At 50.1% G+C, this 19,424-nt stretch carries 15 protein-coding genes; 5 read left to right on the plus strand and 10 right to left on the minus strand.

The features are described from left to right. Position 1: 1 nt before the first annotated feature. Positions 2-781, plus strand: coding sequence for a thiazole synthase (thiG, locus tag MNO13_RS23095; protein ID WP_064541368.1), 780 nt, complete (start codon positions 2-4; stop codon positions 779-781). Beyond that, entirely contained in the window at positions 781-1,911 is a 1,131-nt protein-coding gene (thiH, locus tag MNO13_RS23100; protein ID WP_121814551.1) for a 2-iminoacetate synthase ThiH, read from the plus strand. The genes thiG and thiH overlap by 1 nt, the downstream gene beginning before the upstream one ends. A gap of 164 nt (positions 1,912-2,075) precedes the next feature. Here thiH and MNO13_RS23105 read toward each other — a convergent pair whose 3' ends face one another. Then, positions 2,076-3,221, minus strand: coding sequence for an SIS domain-containing protein (locus MNO13_RS23105; protein WP_064541375.1), 1,146 nt, complete (start codon positions 3,219-3,221; stop codon positions 2,076-2,078). 53 nt (positions 3,222-3,274) lie between these two features. Between MNO13_RS23105 and MNO13_RS23110 the strand changes: the two genes are divergently transcribed. Next, positions 3,275-4,054: a GntR family transcriptional regulator gene (locus MNO13_RS23110; protein ID WP_083963232.1), complete on the plus strand. Its 780-nt coding sequence runs from the start codon at positions 3,275-3,277 to the stop codon at positions 4,052-4,054. Here MNO13_RS23110 and MNO13_RS23115 read toward each other — a convergent pair. After that, positions 4,044-5,357 (minus strand): 6-phospho-beta-glucosidase, encoded by a 1,314-nt coding sequence (locus MNO13_RS23115; RefSeq protein ID WP_121814552.1) that lies wholly within the window; start codon positions 5,355-5,357, stop codon positions 4,044-4,046. The two genes, MNO13_RS23110 and MNO13_RS23115, sit on opposite strands and share 11 nt — an antisense overlap. After that, positions 5,350-6,702, minus strand: a complete 1,353-nt coding sequence (locus MNO13_RS23120; protein WP_133523181.1) for a PTS sugar transporter subunit IIC — start codon at positions 6,700-6,702, stop codon at positions 5,350-5,352. The genes MNO13_RS23115 and MNO13_RS23120 overlap by 8 nt, the downstream gene beginning before the upstream one ends. 289 nt (positions 6,703-6,991) lie before the next feature. Here MNO13_RS23120 and MNO13_RS23125 point away from each other — a divergent pair, with 289 nt between their 5' ends. Both MNO13_RS23125 and MNO13_RS23130 read left to right on the plus strand, forming a co-directional pair. After that, positions 6,992-7,300, plus strand: a complete 309-nt coding sequence (locus MNO13_RS23125; RefSeq protein WP_064541379.1) for a PTS sugar transporter subunit IIB — start codon at positions 6,992-6,994, stop codon at positions 7,298-7,300. 3 nt (positions 7,301-7,303) lie between these two features. After that, positions 7,304-7,621 (plus strand): PTS lactose/cellobiose transporter subunit IIA, encoded by a 318-nt coding sequence (locus MNO13_RS23130; RefSeq protein WP_064541387.1) that lies wholly within the window; start codon positions 7,304-7,306, stop codon positions 7,619-7,621. 70 nt (positions 7,622-7,691) lie between these two features. Here MNO13_RS23130 and rpoC read toward each other — a convergent pair whose 3' ends face one another. The 7 genes from rpoC to nusG form a co-directional block, all read right to left on the minus strand. Continuing rightward, the gene (gene rpoC / locus MNO13_RS23135; protein ID WP_064541391.1) at positions 7,692-11,918 is read right to left on the minus strand and encodes a DNA-directed RNA polymerase subunit beta'; all 4,227 of its coding nucleotides are present in this window, start codon (positions 11,916-11,918) and stop codon (positions 7,692-7,694) included. 85 nt (positions 11,919-12,003) lie between these two features. Then, entirely contained in the window at positions 12,004-16,032 is a 4,029-nt protein-coding gene (gene rpoB, locus MNO13_RS23140) for a DNA-directed RNA polymerase subunit beta (protein ID WP_064541394.1), read from the minus strand. A gap of 325 nt (positions 16,033-16,357) precedes the next feature. Continuing rightward, entirely contained in the window at positions 16,358-16,723 is a 366-nt protein-coding gene (gene rplL / locus MNO13_RS23145; RefSeq protein WP_034461801.1) for a 50S ribosomal protein L7/L12, read from the minus strand. A 66-nt stretch (positions 16,724-16,789) separates the two neighbouring features. Then, entirely contained in the window at positions 16,790-17,287 is a 498-nt protein-coding gene (rplJ, locus tag MNO13_RS23150; RefSeq protein WP_034461803.1) for a 50S ribosomal protein L10, read from the minus strand. Between the two features lie 295 nt (positions 17,288-17,582). Next, the gene (gene rplA / locus MNO13_RS23155) at positions 17,583-18,287 is read right to left on the minus strand and encodes a 50S ribosomal protein L1 (RefSeq protein WP_064541398.1); all 705 of its coding nucleotides are present in this window, start codon (positions 18,285-18,287) and stop codon (positions 17,583-17,585) included. Between the two features lie 3 nt (positions 18,288-18,290). After that, positions 18,291-18,719 (minus strand): 50S ribosomal protein L11, encoded by a 429-nt coding sequence (gene rplK / locus MNO13_RS23160; RefSeq protein ID WP_064541401.1) that lies wholly within the window; start codon positions 18,717-18,719, stop codon positions 18,291-18,293. A 159-nt stretch (positions 18,720-18,878) separates the two neighbouring features. Next, positions 18,879-19,424 (minus strand): transcription termination/antitermination protein NusG, encoded by a 546-nt coding sequence (gene nusG / locus MNO13_RS23165; RefSeq protein WP_034461806.1) that lies wholly within the window; start codon positions 19,422-19,424, stop codon positions 18,879-18,881.

Raw genomic sequence — 19,424 nt, forward strand, 5'->3', positions numbered from 1 at the left:
CATGCTAAAGATTGCTGATAAAACTTTCTCATCACGCTTGTTTACTGGCACCGGGAAATTCTCCTCACCACAGATGATGGTTGAAGCGATTCGCGCTTCTGGCTCACAGTTAGTCACGATGGCGATGAAACGTGTCGATTTGCGTAACCATAACGATGCTATCCTCGCGCCATTACTCGAATCTGGCGTGCAATTGCTGCCTAACACTTCCGGTGCAAAAACAGCTGAAGAAGCGATTTTTGCTGCCCAATTGGCACGTGAAGCGCTCGGCACAAACTGGCTAAAACTGGAAATCCATCCGGATGCTCGCTATTTGTTACCCGACCCGATCGAAACGCTGAAAGCGGCTGAGAAGCTCGTCAAACTGGGGTTTGTGGTACTGCCTTATTGCGGTGCCGATCCAGTTTTATGCAAACGGCTTGAAGAGGCAGGATGCGCGGCGGTAATGCCGTTAGGCGCTCCCATTGGGTCAAATCAGGGCTTACAAACCCGGGCGCTGTTGGAGATTATCATCGAGCAAGCCCGGGTGCCGGTGATAGTTGATGCGGGAATTGGTGCGCCAAGCCACGCCGCGGAAGCGTTAGAAATGGGGGCTTGCGCAGTGCTGGTTAACACCGCCATTGCTGTGGCACGCGACCCAGTTCAGATGGCACACGCTTTTCGTTTGGCCGTGGAAGCTGGTGCAATCGCGGCGCAGTCTGGACTGGGCTCTCGCCACCAGCATGCGCAGGCTTCCAGCCCACTAACGCAATTTCTGCAATTCGGCCAGGAGGATGCGTGATGGCCCGAACTTTCACTGACCGCTGGCGTGAACTGGACTGGGACGACATCCGGCTTAGCATCAACAGCAAAACAGCTGCCGATGTAGAACGGGCATTGAGCAGCAGCAAAATTACTCGCGACGATCTCATGGCACTGCTTTCGCCCGCAGCCAGCCAATATCTGGAACCGCTCGCACAGCAGGCACAGCATTTAACTCGCCAGCGGTTTGGTAACACGGTGAGTTTTTACGTGCCGCTTTATCTCTCGAACCTGTGCGCTAACGACTGCACGTACTGCGGTTTTTCGATGAGCAACAAACTCAAACGTAAAACACTGGACGAGCACGAGATTGAACGGGAATGCGCGGCGATTCGCAAATTAGGCTTTGAGCATTTGCTGTTGGTGACCGGTGAACACCAGAGCAAAGTGGGAATGGATTATTTCCGCCAGCACCTGCCCACGATTCGTCGCCAGTTCAGCTCGCTGCAAATGGAGGTTCAGCCGCTGGATGAACATGAGTATGGCGAACTGAAAACCCTCGGCCTGGATGGCGTCATGGTTTATCAGGAAACCTATCATCAGGCAGTCTATGCGCAACATCATTTGCGCGGTAACAAACAGGACTTCTTTTGGCGGCTGGAAACACCGGACAGGCTTGGTCGTGTGGGGATCGATAAAATTGGCCTCGGTGCGTTAATTGGTTTATCGGATAGCTGGCGTACCGACTGTTTTATGGTGGCAGAGCATTTACTATGGCTTCAGCAAAACTACTGGCAAAGCCGCTATTCGATTTCATTTCCACGATTACGCCCTTGCGCAGGTGGCGTAGAACCGGCATCGGTGATGACAGAAAGCCAGCTGGTGCAGGTGATTTGCGCGTTTCGTCTGCTTTCGCCAGACGTGGAGCTTTCGCTTTCTACCCGTGAATCGCCCTGGTTCCGCGACCATATGATCCCGCTTGCGATTAATAACGTCAGTGCATTCTCCAAAACCCAGCCCGGAGGCTACGCCGATAATCATCCCGAGCTTGAACAGTTTGCGCCACACGACGGACGCACACCTGCAGAAGTTGCAGCCGCCTTAACACATTCCGGTTTACAACCTGTCTGGAAGGATTGGGATAGTTTTTTGGGAAGAGCCTCGCAGTAGCATTGCAAGTTTGCAGGACAAGCAAAATGCTTCCCGAGCCGTGCCGAAGAGTGGTTCATTCACCGTTGTCTTGATGGCTTCAGTAAAATATTGTCGCCCCTGTCGGAATGCAAACCCGGCTGGGGCGGCAACTCATCCCTTCTCATTGCCGCCCCACCTTCCCATTAGTAGACGGTGACTTTCGCGACCTTCGCGACTTTACCATCACGGGAAGGCGTATCAGGCGTGACGCCCAGCTCAATAGCACGGTAAAGCCCAGCCAGTTGTGCGAACACCACATAAATTAACGTAGCCCACGATTCGTGGTAATCCGCCAGTTCCGGAGAGGCAAAATGAAAATAACGATCCCCCGGTTTAGCGCTAGCAGGTAGAGCATCATGACCGATGGCAATAATTTGCGCGGTGGCGCTTCGCTCACGTGTCAGCTCCGCCATCATGTCACTGTCATAGCGGTGGATGTCGGCACGCGCGGCAAGATAACCGATGACGGTGGCATCGCGGTTGATAATAAGCTTTGGCCCATGGCGGAATTCCAGCATTGAATGCCAGGCTGTCATCACCTGGCCGTTACCCATTTCCAGCAGTTTGAGACTGGTTTCACAGGCAACGGCTTTTAGCGACAGGGAACCCACCACCACGACATTGTTGCGAGACTCTGCCGCCCACTGTTCGATATCCGCGGCATAGGTGCCCAGGAAATGGTTCAAACCACGTTGTAAAATCGGCAGGACTTTTTCTGCTTCAGGCCAGCCCGCGGGAGCCACCAGCAACATCAAATACCACAGGGGAACCGTGAATTCGGAAGTGGCGGCAAAGCTACCGTTAGAGGTGCCCTCTGGTACCGGGACAAAAAGCCCTTCGGGATGCTGCTGCGCAAGCTGAGCCAGGCGGCTACTGGCATTATTTGTCACCGCGAGGTGGCGCATTTTCGGATACGTTGCGAGAGCACGCTCCACAACCTTAACGGTTTCTGGTGTGTTACCTGAACTACTCACAGAAACCAACACGGTATTTTCTTGTAAGCTTTCAGGCATGAGTACCAGGTCGGTTGCCGGCACCACATCAATTTGATTTGGTACCACACTACGCAACCAATTCACGCTCGCCTGTGCAGCCAACAAAGATGAACCCGCGCCAGTAATGAGGATACGCATACCGGGATCGCATTTAGCCCAAAATGCTTCAACATCCGACTGACGCGCTTTGATTTGTGCTAGCCCTTCTTCCCACAGACGTGGCTGAGCCACGATGGCTTCAACGGTTAAACTGGCTCCCTTTTGCTGCCAGTACGCTTCATTATGATTTAACATGTTTATTTTCCACCTCTTATGGAACTTGCGCCGCGCCGGAAAATTGCTTTAGCATGCCGACACTCGCACTTTTATTCGTTAACAACCCTATCGGGGGAACCATGAAACCGGTGTACATCCTTATTCGCGATACGCTGAAAAGCGATATTCAGAACCAAAAGTACCCGGTTGGCTCCCTGATCCCTTCTGAACGCGAACTGGCGGAAACCTACCAGGTCACGCGTGCTACGGTGCAAAAAGCCATTGCCCATATGGAACAAGAAGGCCTGGTTAAAAAAGTGGTCGGCAAAGGTACCTACGTAAATCGCGCTTTTGCGCCACCGGTTTATTTGCTCAACCCAGACGGCGAAAGCAGTGCGCTAGGCGTCACGAAAGAACTCAGTGGCAAAGTCACCATCACCAGCCGGCTGATTTACCATGTCCAGCAACCTGCCGGTGAATACCTTGCAAACCAGTTTGGCGTGCCTGAAAACGAGCCTGTACATGCTATCCGCCGCGTTCGCCTGTTTGATGGCACGCCGGTGCTAGTTGAGGACAGCTACATTCCGTTAGCGATTGTCGATGCCATTGACGACGACGTTCTGCAAAACCACTCGCTTTACGCCTTCATCGAAGAGAAGTGCCAGCAAAAAATCGGCGGCACAGACTCAATGGTAGGAGCCAGCTTGTTTGACGATGTAATGGCGGCCCTGCTAGACATCCCCGTTAACTCCCCCATGTTGCACATCAAAGAGAGCACCTGGCTTGAGGACGGCACGGTGTTTAACTACTCGTGGAGTTACAACCGTGGCGACCTCTTCAGAATGCGCAGCCGTAAAAATCTCATTCCTTAAAGAATTGCGGCAGATATTCGCGGTGCGCTTCGAGTAATTCATCAAGCACCACTTTTGCTACTTTTCCCGAAGGAACCAACGGGTTCAGGGTTAACGCTTGCAAAGCTGCACCGTAGTCACCGGTGACAGCGGCTTCGACCGCCATTTCTTCCCAGGCTTTCATCAGAGAAACTAAACCTGAAACAGTGGCAGGCAACGGATCGTTGTTCAGCGGAATCGCACCGTAGCGCCCAATAACGCAGGTCGTTTCAATGGCGACGTTATCCGGCAGTGAACGAATTGCCCCGTTGTTGCGCACGTTAACTGTCATCAGGAGATTTTTATCGTTGTAAATTGCACTGATTAGCTCGCAGGCTGCTTCGGAGTAATAAGCCCCACCGCGCTGCTCAAGCAGTTTTGGTTTTTCATGCAGCTGTGGATTTCTGTACAGCTCAAATAACTCATGCTCAACCGCTTGCACCACTTCGCCACGAGTTCCATGTTCTTCGAATTCCTGAAGCTGCTTTTCCAGCACATCACTGGTGGCGTAGTAATACTGGTGATATGGGCATGGGATCACGCCAAGATGCTGGATTTGCTCCTGAAGCCACGGAATGTCCGGGATATTTTTCGGTTTGTGTTCAGTGTCATATTTAAGGTTTTTCAGCACGTCTGGCATGACATCTTTGCCATCCATGTAGACATGGGTGCCATACAGGAAATGGTTTAAGCCAACGAGTTGCAGCAAGAAGCGAGATTTATCTACACCGAGAATTTCTGCCACCATGCGTTGCATTGACTGGGATAAATTACATAGCCCAACGCATTTAATTTTGCTGTGCTTGATAACCGCTTCAGTGACGATGCCACTCGGATTGGTGAAGTTAATCAGCCACGCGTCCGGACAAAGCTCTTCCATGTCGCGGCAGATATCCAGAATGACCGGAATGGTGCGCAAAGCTTTGGCCAGCCCGCCCGCACCGTTTGTCTCCTGCCCAATTAACCCATGTGACAATGGAATGCGTTCGTCTTTAATACGCGCATCAAGTTGCCCCACACGTAGTTGGGTGGTGACAAAATCAGCATCTTTCAGCGCTTCACGCCTGTCGAGGGTGAGATGTACCTGGCAGTCGATGCCAGCAGCCTCAACCATGCGTTTTGCCAGGTTTCCAACAATCTCGAGCTTTTCGCGTCCGGCTTCTACGTCCACGAGCCAGATTTCTTTAATCGGCATTTCTGCATAGCGTTGGATAAAACCTTCGATAATCTCCGGCGTATATGAACTGCCGCCACCGATGGTCACTATCTTTAATTTATTATTCATTACGTAATCCTTCTTTATATTCCAGGGCTATTTCATCCTGATTAACGATATTTTCTTCCAGCTCGTTTTCTTCTCGCAGATACTGCTTATCCAGCGTCATAACGAACGGATAATAAATTGTCATCGCGACCGCGAGGTTAATGGCCTGGAACAACATACCTTTCCAGCCGCAGATTAAAAAACCGCTGATGAAAATAGGTGTAGTCCAGGGAATTTCCAGACCCGATGTCAATGGCAGCCAGCCAAAAGCCATAGCGCTATAGGTTATGACGCAAAGCACAACCGGAACGATAATAAAGGGGATAAACAACAGTGGATTTAGAGCAATGGGAACGCCAAATATAATGGGCTCATTAATATTAAAAATGGCGGCTGGAGAGGCAAGTTTGGCGATTTCACGCATGCGTTTGCTCTTCGCGCGGAACAACATCACCAACAGCATCGCCAGGGTAAATCCAGTCCCGCCACAAATCAAAAACACATCACGAAACTGTTGAGTAATGATGTTGACCGGTGGTAATCCTTGTTTCATTGCCTGCATGTTTTCAAGCGTTAATGAACGCCAGATTGGCCCCATGATGGCAGTAACGATAGAGTCGCCATGCAGCCCGAAAAACCAGAAGAAGCTGACAAAGAACTCTGCAACCATCTGCGATGGTAGCGTGTTACCAAGATGCATCATCGGTGCTTGCAGCACTTTGAAAATCATCTCCTGGGCCGTACCAAACGGCGTGATTTCAAAGACCAGACGAAGCAGCCAGAAGATAACAACAATCAAAAATGACGGAATGAGCGAGCTGAAGCTATTGGCAACCGCTGGCGGAACGCTGTCCGGCATTGAAATCATCAGCCGTGGATGGTTGAACAACCTGTAGAGCCGAACCGCCACCAGCGTGACAATTAAAGACAGGAAAAGCCCCTGCGCACCAAGCGCAAAGGTCGGAATGACATCCGTGATTGCGCCGCCATTTTCTTGTGGCATTCTGAACGGCGTAACAATTAAAAAAGCCACCAGTGAAATTAACACACAGGATATTTCATTTAACTGCCAGCGCTTTGCGAGGCTGATACTGGTACTGACTACCACCAGCAATGCCATCACAGAATAAGTGGCATCAAGAATATAATTCAGTTGCCCAATAAAATGCTCACCGAAAATTCGAATAATAAATTCGCTATAACCGGGAATAGGTAAATTCGCTATCAGCAAAAAGAAAGAACCAATAATTAAAAATGGCATAATCCGAATGAAGCCATCTTTAATGGCCGAGAGATAATCATTCCCTTCAATCTTCATTGCCAGAGGCAATATTTTCCTTTCCATAAAAGCAGTGAAATTTTGCATGTTGTGGCTCACTGTGCTGGTTTTGATGTAAGTGGTATATACCACTAAATTGAAGACTATGTAGTTCAGGGTTTTCTGTCAATGGAGCACAATGAGGTTTACCAGGATTAAGCTGGTTTTGTGAGCAGCTCCACAATCGCAAGCTACCAGGGAAACGCGATATGTAACCGGTTTCAGCTCATACGAGTTTCTTTTGTGATACCTCACACACAATCATCGCAAAGCGGTTGTTGTATCGAGGCGTCACGGATAATTATCTGTATATCCAACGGACACTGAGAGCAGATCTATGAAGAATATCGTTTTGTGTTGTGCAGCGGGTATGTCGACTAGCATTTTGGTCCAACGCATGAAGGACGCCGCTCAGAAGAAAGGTATTGAAGTCTCTATCAAGGCAGTGCCGGTTGCCGAATTCAAAGACAATATCGACACCGCCGATATTGTGCTGTTAGGCCCACAAGTTAAATATGAACACGCCAAGCTACAGGCGATTGCAGAACCCATGGGTAAAACCGTGGCTGTCATCGATATGATGGATTACGGCATGATGAAAGGCGATGTCGTGCTGGATAAAGCCATGAAAATGATGGAGTCATAAGACGTGGAAGATTTAGAAACGATTATCATGGAATTGTTGGTCAATGCCGGTAGCGCACGTAGCCAGGCACTGACAGCTCTGCAAATGGCACGCAAAGGTGATTTTGCAGCAGCTCAACAAGCGATGGAAGAATCCCGTGAGTTTGTGAAACATGCTCACAAAATCCAGACCCAGCTTATCGGCTTAGACGAAGGTACTGGCAAACTGCCAGTTAACTTGATTACTGTTCATTCGCAGGATCACCTGATGAATGCGATGGTGATTCAGGATTTAGCCGAAGACATGATTGAACTGTATCGTCGCCTGCCTTTAGCTAACTGATTTTTGATTTATTTCAGGCATAAAAAAAACCGCTCTTTCGAGCGGTTTTTGTTTTTGGCGTCTCTAACGATTAATCGTTATCGCTTCCGCCCAGATTACCTGCATTCAACAATTCTGCCAGGCTGGCAGTTGCATCTGCTGCAGTCACCTGAGGTACAACTGGCGCTTCGCCCGCTGCACGACGGCGCATACGATCCTGGTGGTACGCATAACCGGTACCAGCTGGGATCAGACGACCCACGATAACGTTCTCTTTCAGGCCGCGCAGTTCGTCACGTTTACCCGCAACAGCTGCTTCGGTAAGCACACGAGTTGTCTCCTGGAACGATGCCGCGGAGATGAAGGACTCGGTTGCCAGAGAGGCTTTGGTGATACCCAGCAGATCACGCGCAAAGGTCACGTTGATCTTGCCGTTCGCTTCCAGTTCGCGGTTAGCGATCTTGACGCGAGAGTATTCAGCCTGCTCACCTTCCAGGAAGTCAGAACCACCAGCGCTAACGATAGTTGCTTTACGCAACATCTGACGCACGATGACTTCGATGTGTTTATCGTTAATCTTAACGCCTTGCAGACGGTAAACGTCCTGCACTTCGTTGGTGATGTAACGAGTCACAGCATACACGCCACGCAGACGCAGGATGTCATGCGGAGATTCTGGACCATCGGAAACAACGTCACCACGTTCAACACGTTCACCTTCGAACACGTTCAGCTGGCGCCATTTCGGAATCATCTCTTCGTAAGCATCGCTGCCGTCGAGTGGAGAGATAACCAGACGGCGTTTGCCTTTGGTTTCTTTACCGAACGAGATGATACCGCTGATTTCAGCAAGGATCGCAGGCTCTTTCGGACGACGTGCTTCGAACAGATCCGCAACGCGTGGCAGACCACCGGTGATGTCCTTGGTACCACTGGATTCCTGAGGAATACGCGCCAGGGCGTCACCAGAGTGAATCTGAGTACCATCCTCCAACTGAACAATTGCTTTACCTGGCAGGAAGTACTGCGCAGACATATCGGTACCTGGAATCAGTACGTCATTGCCCTGGGCATCAACAATTTTCAGCGCTGGACGCAGATCTTTACCACCGGTGGTACGTTCTGCAGAATCCAGAACAACCAAAGATGAAAGACCTGTCAGTTCGTCGGTCTGACGAGTAATGGACTGGCCGTCGATCATGTCAGTAAAGCGGATGAAACCACTTACTTCGGAAACGACTGGCATGGTGTGCGGATCCCAGTTTGCTACGGTCTCGCCCGCTGCAATCTGCTCGCCATCACCTTTACCCATTACCGCACCATAAGGAACTTTATAGCTCTCTTTAGTACGACCGAATTCGTCAATCAGTTTCAGCTCGGTGTTACGAGAAGTGATGACCAGTTTCCCGGCAGAGTTCACAACCGACTTAGCGTTGCTGAGTTTGAGGCTACCTTTGTTCTTAACCTGAATGCTTGATTCAGCAGCAGAACGAGATGCCGCACCACCGATGTGGAACGTACGCATCGTCAGCTGAGTACCAGGTTCACCGATGGACTGTGCCGCGATAACCCCGATTGCTTCACCTTTGTTGATGATGTGGCCACGCGCAAGGTCACGACCATAGCAGTGTGCACATACGCCGAAGTCAGTTTCACAACCCACAACAGAACGTACTTTCACGCTATCAACAGAGTTAGCTTCTAACAGGTCACACATTTGCTCATGAAGCAGAGTGTTACGTGTAATCAGGATATCAGCAGTACCTGGTTTCAGGACGTCTTCAGCCGTTACACGACCCAGTACGCGATCGCGCAGTGGTTCTTTAACGTCGCCGCCTTCGATAACCGGAGTCATCGTGATACCTTCCAGGGTGCCACAATCGTCTTCGGTAACAACCAGATCCTGTGCAACGTCAACCAGACGACGCGTCAGATAACCGGAGTTCGCAGTTTTCAGTGCGGTATCCGCCAGACCTTTACGAGCACCGTGCGTGGAGATGAAGTACTGGAGTACGTTCAGACCTTCACGGAAGTTCGCGGTGATTGGCGTTTCGATGATGGAGCCATCTGGCTTAGCCATCAGACCACGCATACCTGCCAACTGACGAATCTGTGCCGCAGAACCACGAGCACCGGAGTCAGCCATCATGTAAATGCTGTTGAAGGAAACTTGCTGCTCTTCGACGCCGTCACGGTTAATAACGGATTCGGTTTGCAGGTTGTCCATCATCGCTTTGGATACACGATCGTTCGCCGCAGCCCAGATATCGATAACTTTGTTATAACGCTCGCCCGCTGTTACCAGACCGGACTGGAACTGTTCCTGAATTTCAGCAACTTCAGCTTCCGCTTCAGAGATGATTTCAGTTTTCTTCGCTGGGATGACCATGTCATCGATACCAACAGAAACACCTGAACGTGCCGCATAGGCAAAGCCGGTGTACATGGTTTGGTCAGCAAAGATTACGGTCGGCTTCAGACCCAAAATGCGGTAACAAGTGTTCAGCATTTTGGAGATTGCTTTCTTACCCAACGCCTGGTTGATGATGGAGTAAGGCAGACCTTTCGGTACGATCATCCACAGAATCGCACGACCAACGGTGGTGTCGATAATGCTGGTTTTCGCAACGAACTCTTCGTTTTCGTCTTTTTCGTACTCGGTGATACGCACTTTTACACGCGCATGCAGAGAGGCCAGACCTGCGCGATAGATACGCTCAGCTTCTTTAGGGCCAGTCAGCACCATGCCTTCGCCTTTGGCGTTAACACAGTCACGGGTCATGTAGTACAGACCCAATACAACGTCCTGAGAAGGAACGATGATTGGCTCGCCGTTCGCTGGTGACAGGATGTTGTTGGTAGACATCATCAGCGCACGCGCTTCCAACTGAGCTTCAAGCGTCAGTGGAACGTGTACTGCCATTTGGTCACCATCGAAGTCGGCGTTATATGCCGCACAAACCAGCGGGTGCAGCTGGATAGCTTTACCTTCGATCAGTACTGGCTCAAATGCCTGGATACCCAAACGGTGCAGAGTTGGTGCACGGTTCAGCAGTACCGGGTGTTCGCGGATAACTTCGTCCAGGATATCCCAAACGACAGCTTCTTCGCGCTCAACCATTTTCTTCGCAGCTTTAATGGTGGTAGCAAGACCACGCAGTTCCAGCTTGCCGTAGATGAACGGTTTGAACAGCTCCAGTGCCATTTTCTTAGGCAGACCGCACTGATGCAGACGCAGGTATGGACCTACGGTGATTACAGAACGACCAGAGTAGTCAACACGTTTACCCAACAAGTTCTGACGGAAACGACCCTGCTTACCTTTGATCATATCAGCCAAAGATTTCAGAGGACGCTTGTTAGAACCGGTGATCGCACGACCGCGACGGCCGTTATCCAGCAGGGCATCTACCGCTTCTTGCAACATACGTTTTTCGTTACGTACGATGATGTCAGGAGCAGCCAGATCCAGCAGGCGTTTCAAACGGTTGTTACGGTTGATAACGCGACGATACAGATCGTTCAGATCTGACGTTGCGAAACGACCGCCATCCAGCGGAACTAATGGACGCAGATCTGGCGGCAGAACCGGCAGAACTGTCAGGATCATCCACTCTGGTTTGTTACCAGACTGAACGAACGCTTCCAGCAGTTTGATACGCTTGGTCAGCTTTTTACGTTTGGTTTCGGAGTTGGTTTCGTTCAGCTCTTCGCGCAGAGTTTCACACTCTTGCTCCAGATCCATGTTTTTCAACAAGGCCTGAATAGCTTCCGCACCCATCTTCGCATCGAATTCGTCACCGAACTCTTCCAGCGCATCCAGATACTGCTCTTCAGTCAGGATCTGACGACGCTCGAGGTTGGTCATACCGCCTTCGATAACCACATAAGATTCGAAGTAAAGTACACGTTCGATATCACGCAGTGGCATATCCAGCAGCAAGCCGATACGAGACGGCAGTGACTTCAGGAACCAAATGTGTGCAGTTGGGGAAGCCAGCTCGATGTGACCCATGCGCTCACGGCGCACCTTAGTTTGGGTTACTTCAACGCCGCACTTCTCACAAATTACACCACGGTGTTTCAGGCGCTTGTACTTACCGCACAGGCACTCATAGTCTTTTACTGGCCCAAAAATACGAGCACAGAACAGACCGTCACGTTCTGGTTTGAACGTACGATAGTTAATGGTTTCCGGCTTTTTAACTTCGCCGAACGACCAAGAACGGATCATGTCTGGCGATGCCAGAGCGATTTTGATCGCATCAAACTCTTCGGTCTTAGTTTGCGCTTTCAGAAACTTAAGTAAGTCTTTCACGGATTAGCTCCCGTCGGAGTGAGACTTCTCAGAGACGTCCGGTGTGACCCGGACATCCTGTAACCAGTACAGCAGATGCGAGTAATTACTCGTCTTCCAGCTCGATGTTGATACCCAGCGAACGGATTTCTTTCAACAATACGTTGAAGGATTCCGGCATGCCTGGTTCCATCTGATGGTTACCATCCACGATGTTTTTATACATCTTGGTACGGCCATTAACGTCATCAGATTTAACAGTCAGCATTTCCTGCAGGGTATAAGCAGCACCGTAAGCTTCCAGTGCCCACACTTCCATCTCACCGAAGCGTTGACCACCGAACTGAGCCTTACCACCCAGCGGCTGCTGAGTAACCAGGCTGTAAGAACCGGTAGAACGCGCGTGCATTTTGTCATCAACCAAGTGGTTCAGTTTCAGCATGTACATGTAACCTACGGTTACTGGACGCTCAAACTGCTCACCACTGCGGCCGTCGAACAGTGTGATCTGGCCAGAAGTCGGCAGGTCACCCAGTTTCAGCAGCTCTTTGATTTCCGACTCTTTTGCACCGTCGAAGACAGGAGTAGCAATCGGCATACCTTTTTTCAGGTTCTCAGCCAGACGCAGAACTTCATCATCAGTGAAGGTGTTCAGGTCAACTTTCTGACGAATATCAGAACCCAAATCATAGGCTTTCTGGATGAATTCACGCAGCTTGGAAACTTCTTCCTGCTTCTTCAGCATAGCGTTGATTTTCTCGCCGATGCCTTTAGCAGCCATACCCAAGTGGGTTTCCAGAATCTGACCGATGTTCATACGAGATGGTACGCCCAACGGGTTCAGTACGATGTCTACCGGCGTGCCGTTTTCATCGTAAGGCATATCTTCGATCGGATTGATCTTGGAGATAACACCTTTGTTCCCGTGACGACCTGCCATCTTGTCACCAGGCTGGATCTGACGTTTAACGGCCAGATACACTTTAACGATTTTCAGCACGCCAGGTGCCAGGTCATCGCCCTGAGTGATTTTGCGGCGCTTAGCTTCAAGTTTCTTCTCAAACTCGTGCTTCAGCTCGTCGTACTGCTCTGCCAGCTGTTCCAGCTGGTTTTGCTTCTCTTCGTCAGTCAGACCCAGTTCCAACCAGCGATCGCGTGGCAATTTGTCGAGCTTCTCAGCTTCAACACCGCCAGCAACCAGCACAGCATGGATACGAGCAAACAGACCAGCTTCAAAGATCTGCAGTTCTTCAGTCAGGTCTTTCTTCGCCTGCTTAAGTTGCATCTCTTCGATTTCCAGCGCGCGCTTGTCTTTTTCCACGCCATCGCGGGTAAAGACCTGCACATCGATAACGGTACCGGAAACGCCGTTTGGTACGCGCAGAGAAGAGTCTTTAACGTCAGACGCTTTCTCACCGAAGATTGCACGCAGCAGTTTCTCTTCTGGAGTCAGCTGGGTTTCGCCTTTAGGCGTTACCTTACCAACCAGAATGTCGCCACCGGTCACTTCAGCACCGATATAAACGATACCGGATTCATCCAGTTTAGAGAGAGCTGCTTCACCCACGTTCGGGATGTCAGCGGTGATCTCTTCTGGCCCCAGCTTGGTGTCACGAGACACACATGCCAGTTCCTGGATGTGAATAGTGGTGAAACGATCTTCCTGAACAACACGCTCGGATACGAGGATGGAGTCTTCGAAGTTGTAACCGTTCCACGGCATGAACGCTACGCGCATGTTCTGGCCAAGAGCCAGTTCACCGAGGTCAGTAGACGGACCGTCTGCCAACACATCGCCACGTTCAACAGGTTCGCCCAAAGAAACACATGGCATCTGGTTGATGCAGGTGTTCTGGTTCGAACGGGTGTATTTGGTCAGGTTGTAGATGTCGATACCAGCTTCACCAGCCAGCATTTCGTCTTCGTTAACTTTGATAACGATACGAGACGCATCAACGTACTGAACAGTACCGCCACGTTTAGCAACCGCAGTAACACCGGAGTCAACGGCAACAGCACGTTCCATACCAGTACCAACCAGCGGCTTATCAGCACGCAGAGTTGGAACGGCCTGACGTTGCATGTTCGCACCCATCAATGCACGGTTGGCGTCATCGTGTTCCAGGAACGGAATCAGGGACGCACCGACGGAAACTACCTGTTGGGTGGAAACGTCCATGTAGTCAACCTGGTCGTTGCTGAACAAGCTGGATTCGCCTTTGCTACGGCAAGTTACCAGGTCGTCTACGAAACGGCCTTCTTCGTCCAGATTGGTGTTCGCCTGAGCAATAACGTAGTTACCTTCTTCAATTGCAGAAAGGTAATGGATTTCGTCAGTGACAACACCTTCAACAACGCGACGATACGGAGTTTCTAAGAAACCGTATTCGTTAGTCTGTGCATAAACAGACAGGGAGTTGATCAGACCGATGTTCGGACCTTCAGGGGTTTCGATTGGACATACACGACCGTAGTGGGTTGGGTGTACGTCACGTACTTCGAAGCCTGCACGCTCACGGGTCAAACCACCCGGGCCGAGTGCGGAGATACGACGTTTGTGCGTAATCTCAGACAACGGGTTGTTCTGGTCCATAAACTGAGACAGCTGGCTGGAACCGAAGAACTCTTTAACCGCAGCAGAGATAGGCTTGGCGTTGATCATATCCTGAGGCATCAGGGTATCGAGATCGCCCAGAGACAGACGCTCTTTCACCGCACGCTCAACACGTACCAGGCCAACGCGGAATTGGTTTTCCGCCATTTCGCCTACGGAACGGATACGACGGTTGCCGAGGTGGTCGATATCATCCACTTCGCCTTGACCGTTACGAATGCCGATCAGCTTACGCATTACCTGGATGATGTCGTCTTTGCTCAGGATACCTGAACCTTCGATCTCATCACGCAGCAGGGAACGGTTGAACTTCATACGACCAACCGCTGACAAGTCATAACGGTCTTCGGAGAAGAACAGGTTCTCGAACAGGTTTTCAGCCGCTTCGCGAGTTGGTGGCTCGCCAGGACGCATCATGCGATAGATTTCAACCAGTGCGCTAAGGCGATCGTTGGTTGGGTCGACACGGATGGTCTCAGAAATGTATGCGCCGTGATCCAGGTCGTTGGTAAACAGCGTTTCGATACGCTTATGACCACACTGGCTCAGTTTTGCCAACAGATCCAAAGACAGTTCCATGTTCGCCGGGCAAATCAGTTCGCCAGTCGATGCATCAACGTAGTCTTTAGCCGCGACTTTACCAGCAATGTATTCAACCGGAACTTCGATAAGCTTAATATCGTCTTTTTCCAGTTGGCGAATATGGCGCGCTGTAATACGGCGGCTTTTTTCGACATAGATTTTGCCGTTAGCTTCGATGTCAAAGGATGCAGTCTCACCACGAAGGCGTTCTGGCACCAATTCCATCTGCAGCTTGTTGTCACGGATTTCGAAATAAACTTTCTCAAAGAACAGATCAAGAATCTGCTCAGTGGTGAACTGCAATGCACGCAGAATGATAGTCGCAGGCAGTTTACGGCGACGGTCGATACGCACGAACAGGTTGTCTTTCGGGTCGAATTCGAAATCCAGCCAGGAACCACGGTAAGGGATGATACGTGCGTTATACAGCACCTTCCCGGAAGAGTGGGTTTTACCTTTGTCACTATCGAAGAACACGCCTGGGCTACGGTGTAACTGAGAAACGATAACACGCTCAGTACCGTTGATAACGAAGGTGCCGTTATCAGTCATGAGTGGAATTTCACCCATGTAGACTTCTTGTTCTTTAATATCTTTAACGGTGCCTTCCGGCGCTTCACGCTCGTAGATCACCAGACGCAGTTTTACGCGCAGGGGAGCGGAATACGTCACGCCGCGGATCTGACATTCTTTAACGTCAAATACCGGCTCACCCAGACGATAGCTCACATATTGCAGCTCAGAGTTACCGCTGTAGCTTGCAATAGGGAACACGGAACGGAAAGCCGCTTCCAGACCGTACTGGCCTTCAGGATCTTGCTCGATGAACTTCTGGAACGAGTCAAGCTGGATAGAAAGGAGATAAGGAATGTCCAAAACTTGTGGACGCTTTCCAAAATCCTTACGAATACGTTTTTTCTCGGTATAGGAGTAAACCATTAGGGTTCCTCAGCTCGCTGACAAGTCGACCCATCTGCCCGACAAGGGGACAGTTTGTGCAACACTATTTTGTGGACCGGAAAGTGGAACACTTTCCGCAATACCTGTTTCTATCACTCTTAAACCATTTCGCTACGCTTTACCCCGGAACTCCCGGCGTAGAAAGTCGTAGTATATTAAGGCGTAGATAGAGACAAACATTGAATGGAAACCAGCAGTCAAACAGTGTGAAACGCTACTGGTACCCTACAGCGCAAAAAGGCTGGTGACTAAAAAGTCACCAGCCATCAGCCTAATTTCTCAGGCTGCAACCGGAAAGGTTGGCTTATTTAACTTCAACTTCAGCGCCAGCTTCTTCCAGAGATTTTTTCAGTGCTTCTGCGTCATCTTTGCTCACGCCTTCTTTCAGCGCAGCTGGAGCGGATTCAACCAGGTCTTTAGCTTCTTTCAAGCCCAGACCAGTTGCGCTACGTACTGCTTTGATGACGGCAACTTTGTTAGCGCCAGCAGCTTTCAGAATAACGTCGAACTCAGTTTTCTCTTCTACAGCTTCAGCAGCAGCAGCAGGGCCTGCAACAGCAGCAGCAGCGGAAACACCGAATTTTTCTTCCATTGCAGAAATCAGTTCAACAATGTCCATTACAGACATAGCGGATACTGCTTCAATGATTTGATCTTTAGTGATAGACATAACAATTGTTCCTGAAAATCAGAATAAGTTTATACGTAAGCAAATGCGTGAGAAAGAAAAGTGCTATTAAGCAGCTTCTTTCTGATCGCGTACAGCAGCCAGAGTGCGAACCAGTTTGCCTGCAGAGGCTTCTTTCATGGTTGCCATCAGGCGTGCGATTGCTTCTTCGTAAGTTGGCAGAGTTGCCAGGCGATCGATCTGGGCCGCCGGGATCAGCTCACCTTCAAAGGCTGCAGCTTTAACCTCGAATTTTGCATTCGCTTTAGCGAATTCTTTGAACAGACGAGCAGCAGCGCCCGGGTGTTCCATAGAATATGCAATCAAGGTTGGACCAACAAACGTGTCTTTCAGGCACTCAAACTGAGTACCTTCAACAACGCGGCGCAGCAGGGTGTTACGAACAACACGCATGTAAACGCCAGCTTCACGACCTGCTTTACGCAGTTCAGTCATTTTACCTACGGTCACGCCACGGGAATCCGCAACAACCGCAGACAGCGCACCTTTGGCTACTTCGCTGACTTCAGCAACAATCGCTTGTTTGTCTTGAAGATTTAAAGCCATTAGCTTTGCTCCTGGATATTAGCCGGGGTTTCCCCCGGAACTCACTTCATTCATTACCAAAACGATAATGAACGTCGACATACGGTGAGCAGAAACAAGCCAAAGACTATCAAAAATATTCTTCAGGTTCTGTCACCGTCTACGCAGGGGATTAAGTCTCTTGCGAAACTCCTGCGGTCTTGGACGGAGGCCTGGATAAGGCCAGGCTCCAACCGAAAATTCTGTGTGCCCTGCATTGCAAGGCAACGGGCGTAAGATTTTAGACTAATCGAACGCCCGCGTAAAGCAGTGAATCTTAGTTCACTACTGCGCTCAGACCAGACTGGTCGATCGCAACACCTGCACCCATAGTGGTAGACAGGCTAACTTTCTTAATGAAAACGCCTTTAGCTTGAGATGGTTTAGCTTTTTTCAGCGCAACCAGCAGAGCTTCCAGGTTTTCTTTCAGTTTGTCAGTGTCAAAATCCACTTTACCGATGGTGGTGTGAATGATGCCGTTTTTGTCGTTACGGTAACGAACCTGACCAGCTTTAGCGTTCTTAACCGCTTCAGCAACGTTAGGAGTTACAGTACCAACTTTCGGGTTAGGCATCAGGCCACGTGGACCCAGAACCTGGCCCAGTTGGCCAACAACGCGCATTGCATCTGGAGATGCGATAACAACGTCAAAGTTCATTTCGCCTTTTTTGATCTGGTCAGCCAGATCTTCCATACCTACCAGCTCAGCGCCAGCAGCTTTAGCTGCTTCAGCGTTAGGGCCTTGGGCAAATACGGCTACGCGAACTGAACGGCCAGTACCGTGCGGCAGTACAGTTGCACCACGTACGTTCTGGTCAGATTTACGAGCGTCGATGCCGAGGTTTACAGCAACGTCAACGCTTTCTACGAATTTCGCAGTGGCCAGCTCTTTGAGAAGAGCAACGGCTTCGTTGATGTCATACTGTTTAGTTGCATCAACTTTGTCACGGATCACGCGCATGCGCTTGGTCAGTTTAGCCATTTCTTAATCCTCCACTACCAGGCCCATGGAACGAGCAGTACCTTCGATGGAGCGAGTCATCGCTTCAACGTCAGAACCAGTCATGTCCGCAGCTTTGGTTTCTGCGATTTCACGCACCTGAGCACGGGTCACTTTACCCACTTTGTCTTTGTTCGGCTTGCCAGAACCAGACTTGATACCTGCAGCTTTCTTCAACAGAACAGCAGCTGGTGGAGTTTTAGTAACGAAAGTGAAAGAACGGTCAGCGTAAACGGTAATAACAACCGGAATTGGCAGACCTTTCTCCATGGAATCAGTTTTGGCGTTGAACGCTTTACAGAATTCCATGATGTTCACACCTTGCTGACCCAGAGCTGGACCAACTGGTGGACTTGGGTTCGCCATACCAGCTGCAACTTGCAGCTTGACGTAGGCTTGTACTTTCTTAGCCATCTTAATTTCCTCTAGTGGGTTATAGCGCCTTACACAATGAAGGCTCCCCGTGAATAAATCGTTTCATACGTACAAGACGCATAAAAACAAAAGGCGCGAAATTGTAGTCCAATCTCGCGCCTTGTGCAACGAATAATCGCTGCTTTTACAACCTAATTATTAGGCTTTCTCTACCTGAGCAAAATCCAGCTCAACCGGCGTAGCACGACCAAAGATAGATACAGAAACCTTCAAGCGGCTCTTTTCGTAATCTACTTCTTCAACCACACCGTTAAAGTCGGCAAATGGACCATCACTGACGCGTACCATTTCGCCTGGCTCAAACAGCGTTTTAGGACGCGGCTTGTCACCAACCTGCTGCAGGCGGTTCATAATCGCATCAACTTCTTTATCGCTGATTGGTGCAGGACGGTCAGATGTACCGCCGATGAAACCCATCACTCGAGGCACGCTGCGCACCAGGTGCCAGCTAGCATCGTTCATTACCATCTGGACCAGAACATAGCCCGGGAAGAATTTACGTTCGCTTTTGCGACGTTGGCCACCACGGATTTCGACCACTTCTTCGGTCGGAACCATGACTTCACCAAACAACTCTTCCATGTTGTGCAATTTGATATGCTCACGCAGCGATGTTGCTACGCGGCCTTCAAAACCGGAAAACGCCTGAACGACGTACCAGCGCATTTTAGGGGCTTCAGACAT

Source organism: Buttiauxella ferragutiae (genome assembly GCF_022637515.1).
Classification (GTDB): Bacteria; Pseudomonadota; Gammaproteobacteria; order Enterobacterales; family Enterobacteriaceae; genus Buttiauxella; species Buttiauxella ferragutiae.

What these genes read in the sequence shown, in the direction of transcription:
- MNO13_RS23115 (WP_121814552.1), bottom strand. Translation starts at nt 5,357, where the DNA reads ATGAATAATAAATTAAAGATAGTGACCATCGGTGGCGGCAGTTCATAT.
- nusG (WP_034461806.1), bottom strand. Translation starts at nt 19,424, where the DNA reads ATGTCTGAAGCCCCTAAAATGCGCTGGTACGTCGTTCAGGCGTTTTCC.
- MNO13_RS23120 (WP_133523181.1), bottom strand. Translation starts at nt 6,702, where the DNA reads ATGCAAAATTTCACTGCTTTTATGGAAAGGAAAATATTGCCTCTGGCA.
- rplA (WP_064541398.1), bottom strand. Translation starts at nt 18,287, where the DNA reads ATGGCTAAACTGACCAAGCGCATGCGCGTGATCCGTGACAAAGTTGAT.
- MNO13_RS23105 (WP_064541375.1), bottom strand. Translation starts at nt 3,221, where the DNA reads ATGTTAAATCATAATGAAGCGTACTGGCAGCAAAAGGGAGCCAGTTTA.
- rplL (WP_034461801.1), bottom strand. Translation starts at nt 16,723, where the DNA reads ATGTCTATCACTAAAGATCAAATCATTGAAGCAGTATCCGCTATGTCT.
- MNO13_RS23110 (WP_083963232.1), top strand. Translation starts at nt 3,275, where the DNA reads ATGCCGACACTCGCACTTTTATTCGTTAACAACCCTATCGGGGGAACC.
- MNO13_RS23125 (WP_064541379.1), top strand. Translation starts at nt 6,992, where the DNA reads ATGAAGAATATCGTTTTGTGTTGTGCAGCGGGTATGTCGACTAGCATT.
- thiG (WP_064541368.1), top strand. Translation starts at nt 2, where the DNA reads ATGCTAAAGATTGCTGATAAAACTTTCTCATCACGCTTGTTTACTGGC.
- rplJ (WP_034461803.1), bottom strand. Translation starts at nt 17,287, where the DNA reads ATGGCTTTAAATCTTCAAGACAAACAAGCGATTGTTGCTGAAGTCAGC.
- rplK (WP_064541401.1), bottom strand. Translation starts at nt 18,719, where the DNA reads ATGGCTAAGAAAGTACAAGCCTACGTCAAGCTGCAAGTTGCAGCTGGT.
- thiH (WP_121814551.1), top strand. Translation starts at nt 781, where the DNA reads ATGGCCCGAACTTTCACTGACCGCTGGCGTGAACTGGACTGGGACGAC.
- rpoB (WP_064541394.1), bottom strand. Translation starts at nt 16,032, where the DNA reads ATGGTTTACTCCTATACCGAGAAAAAACGTATTCGTAAGGATTTTGGA.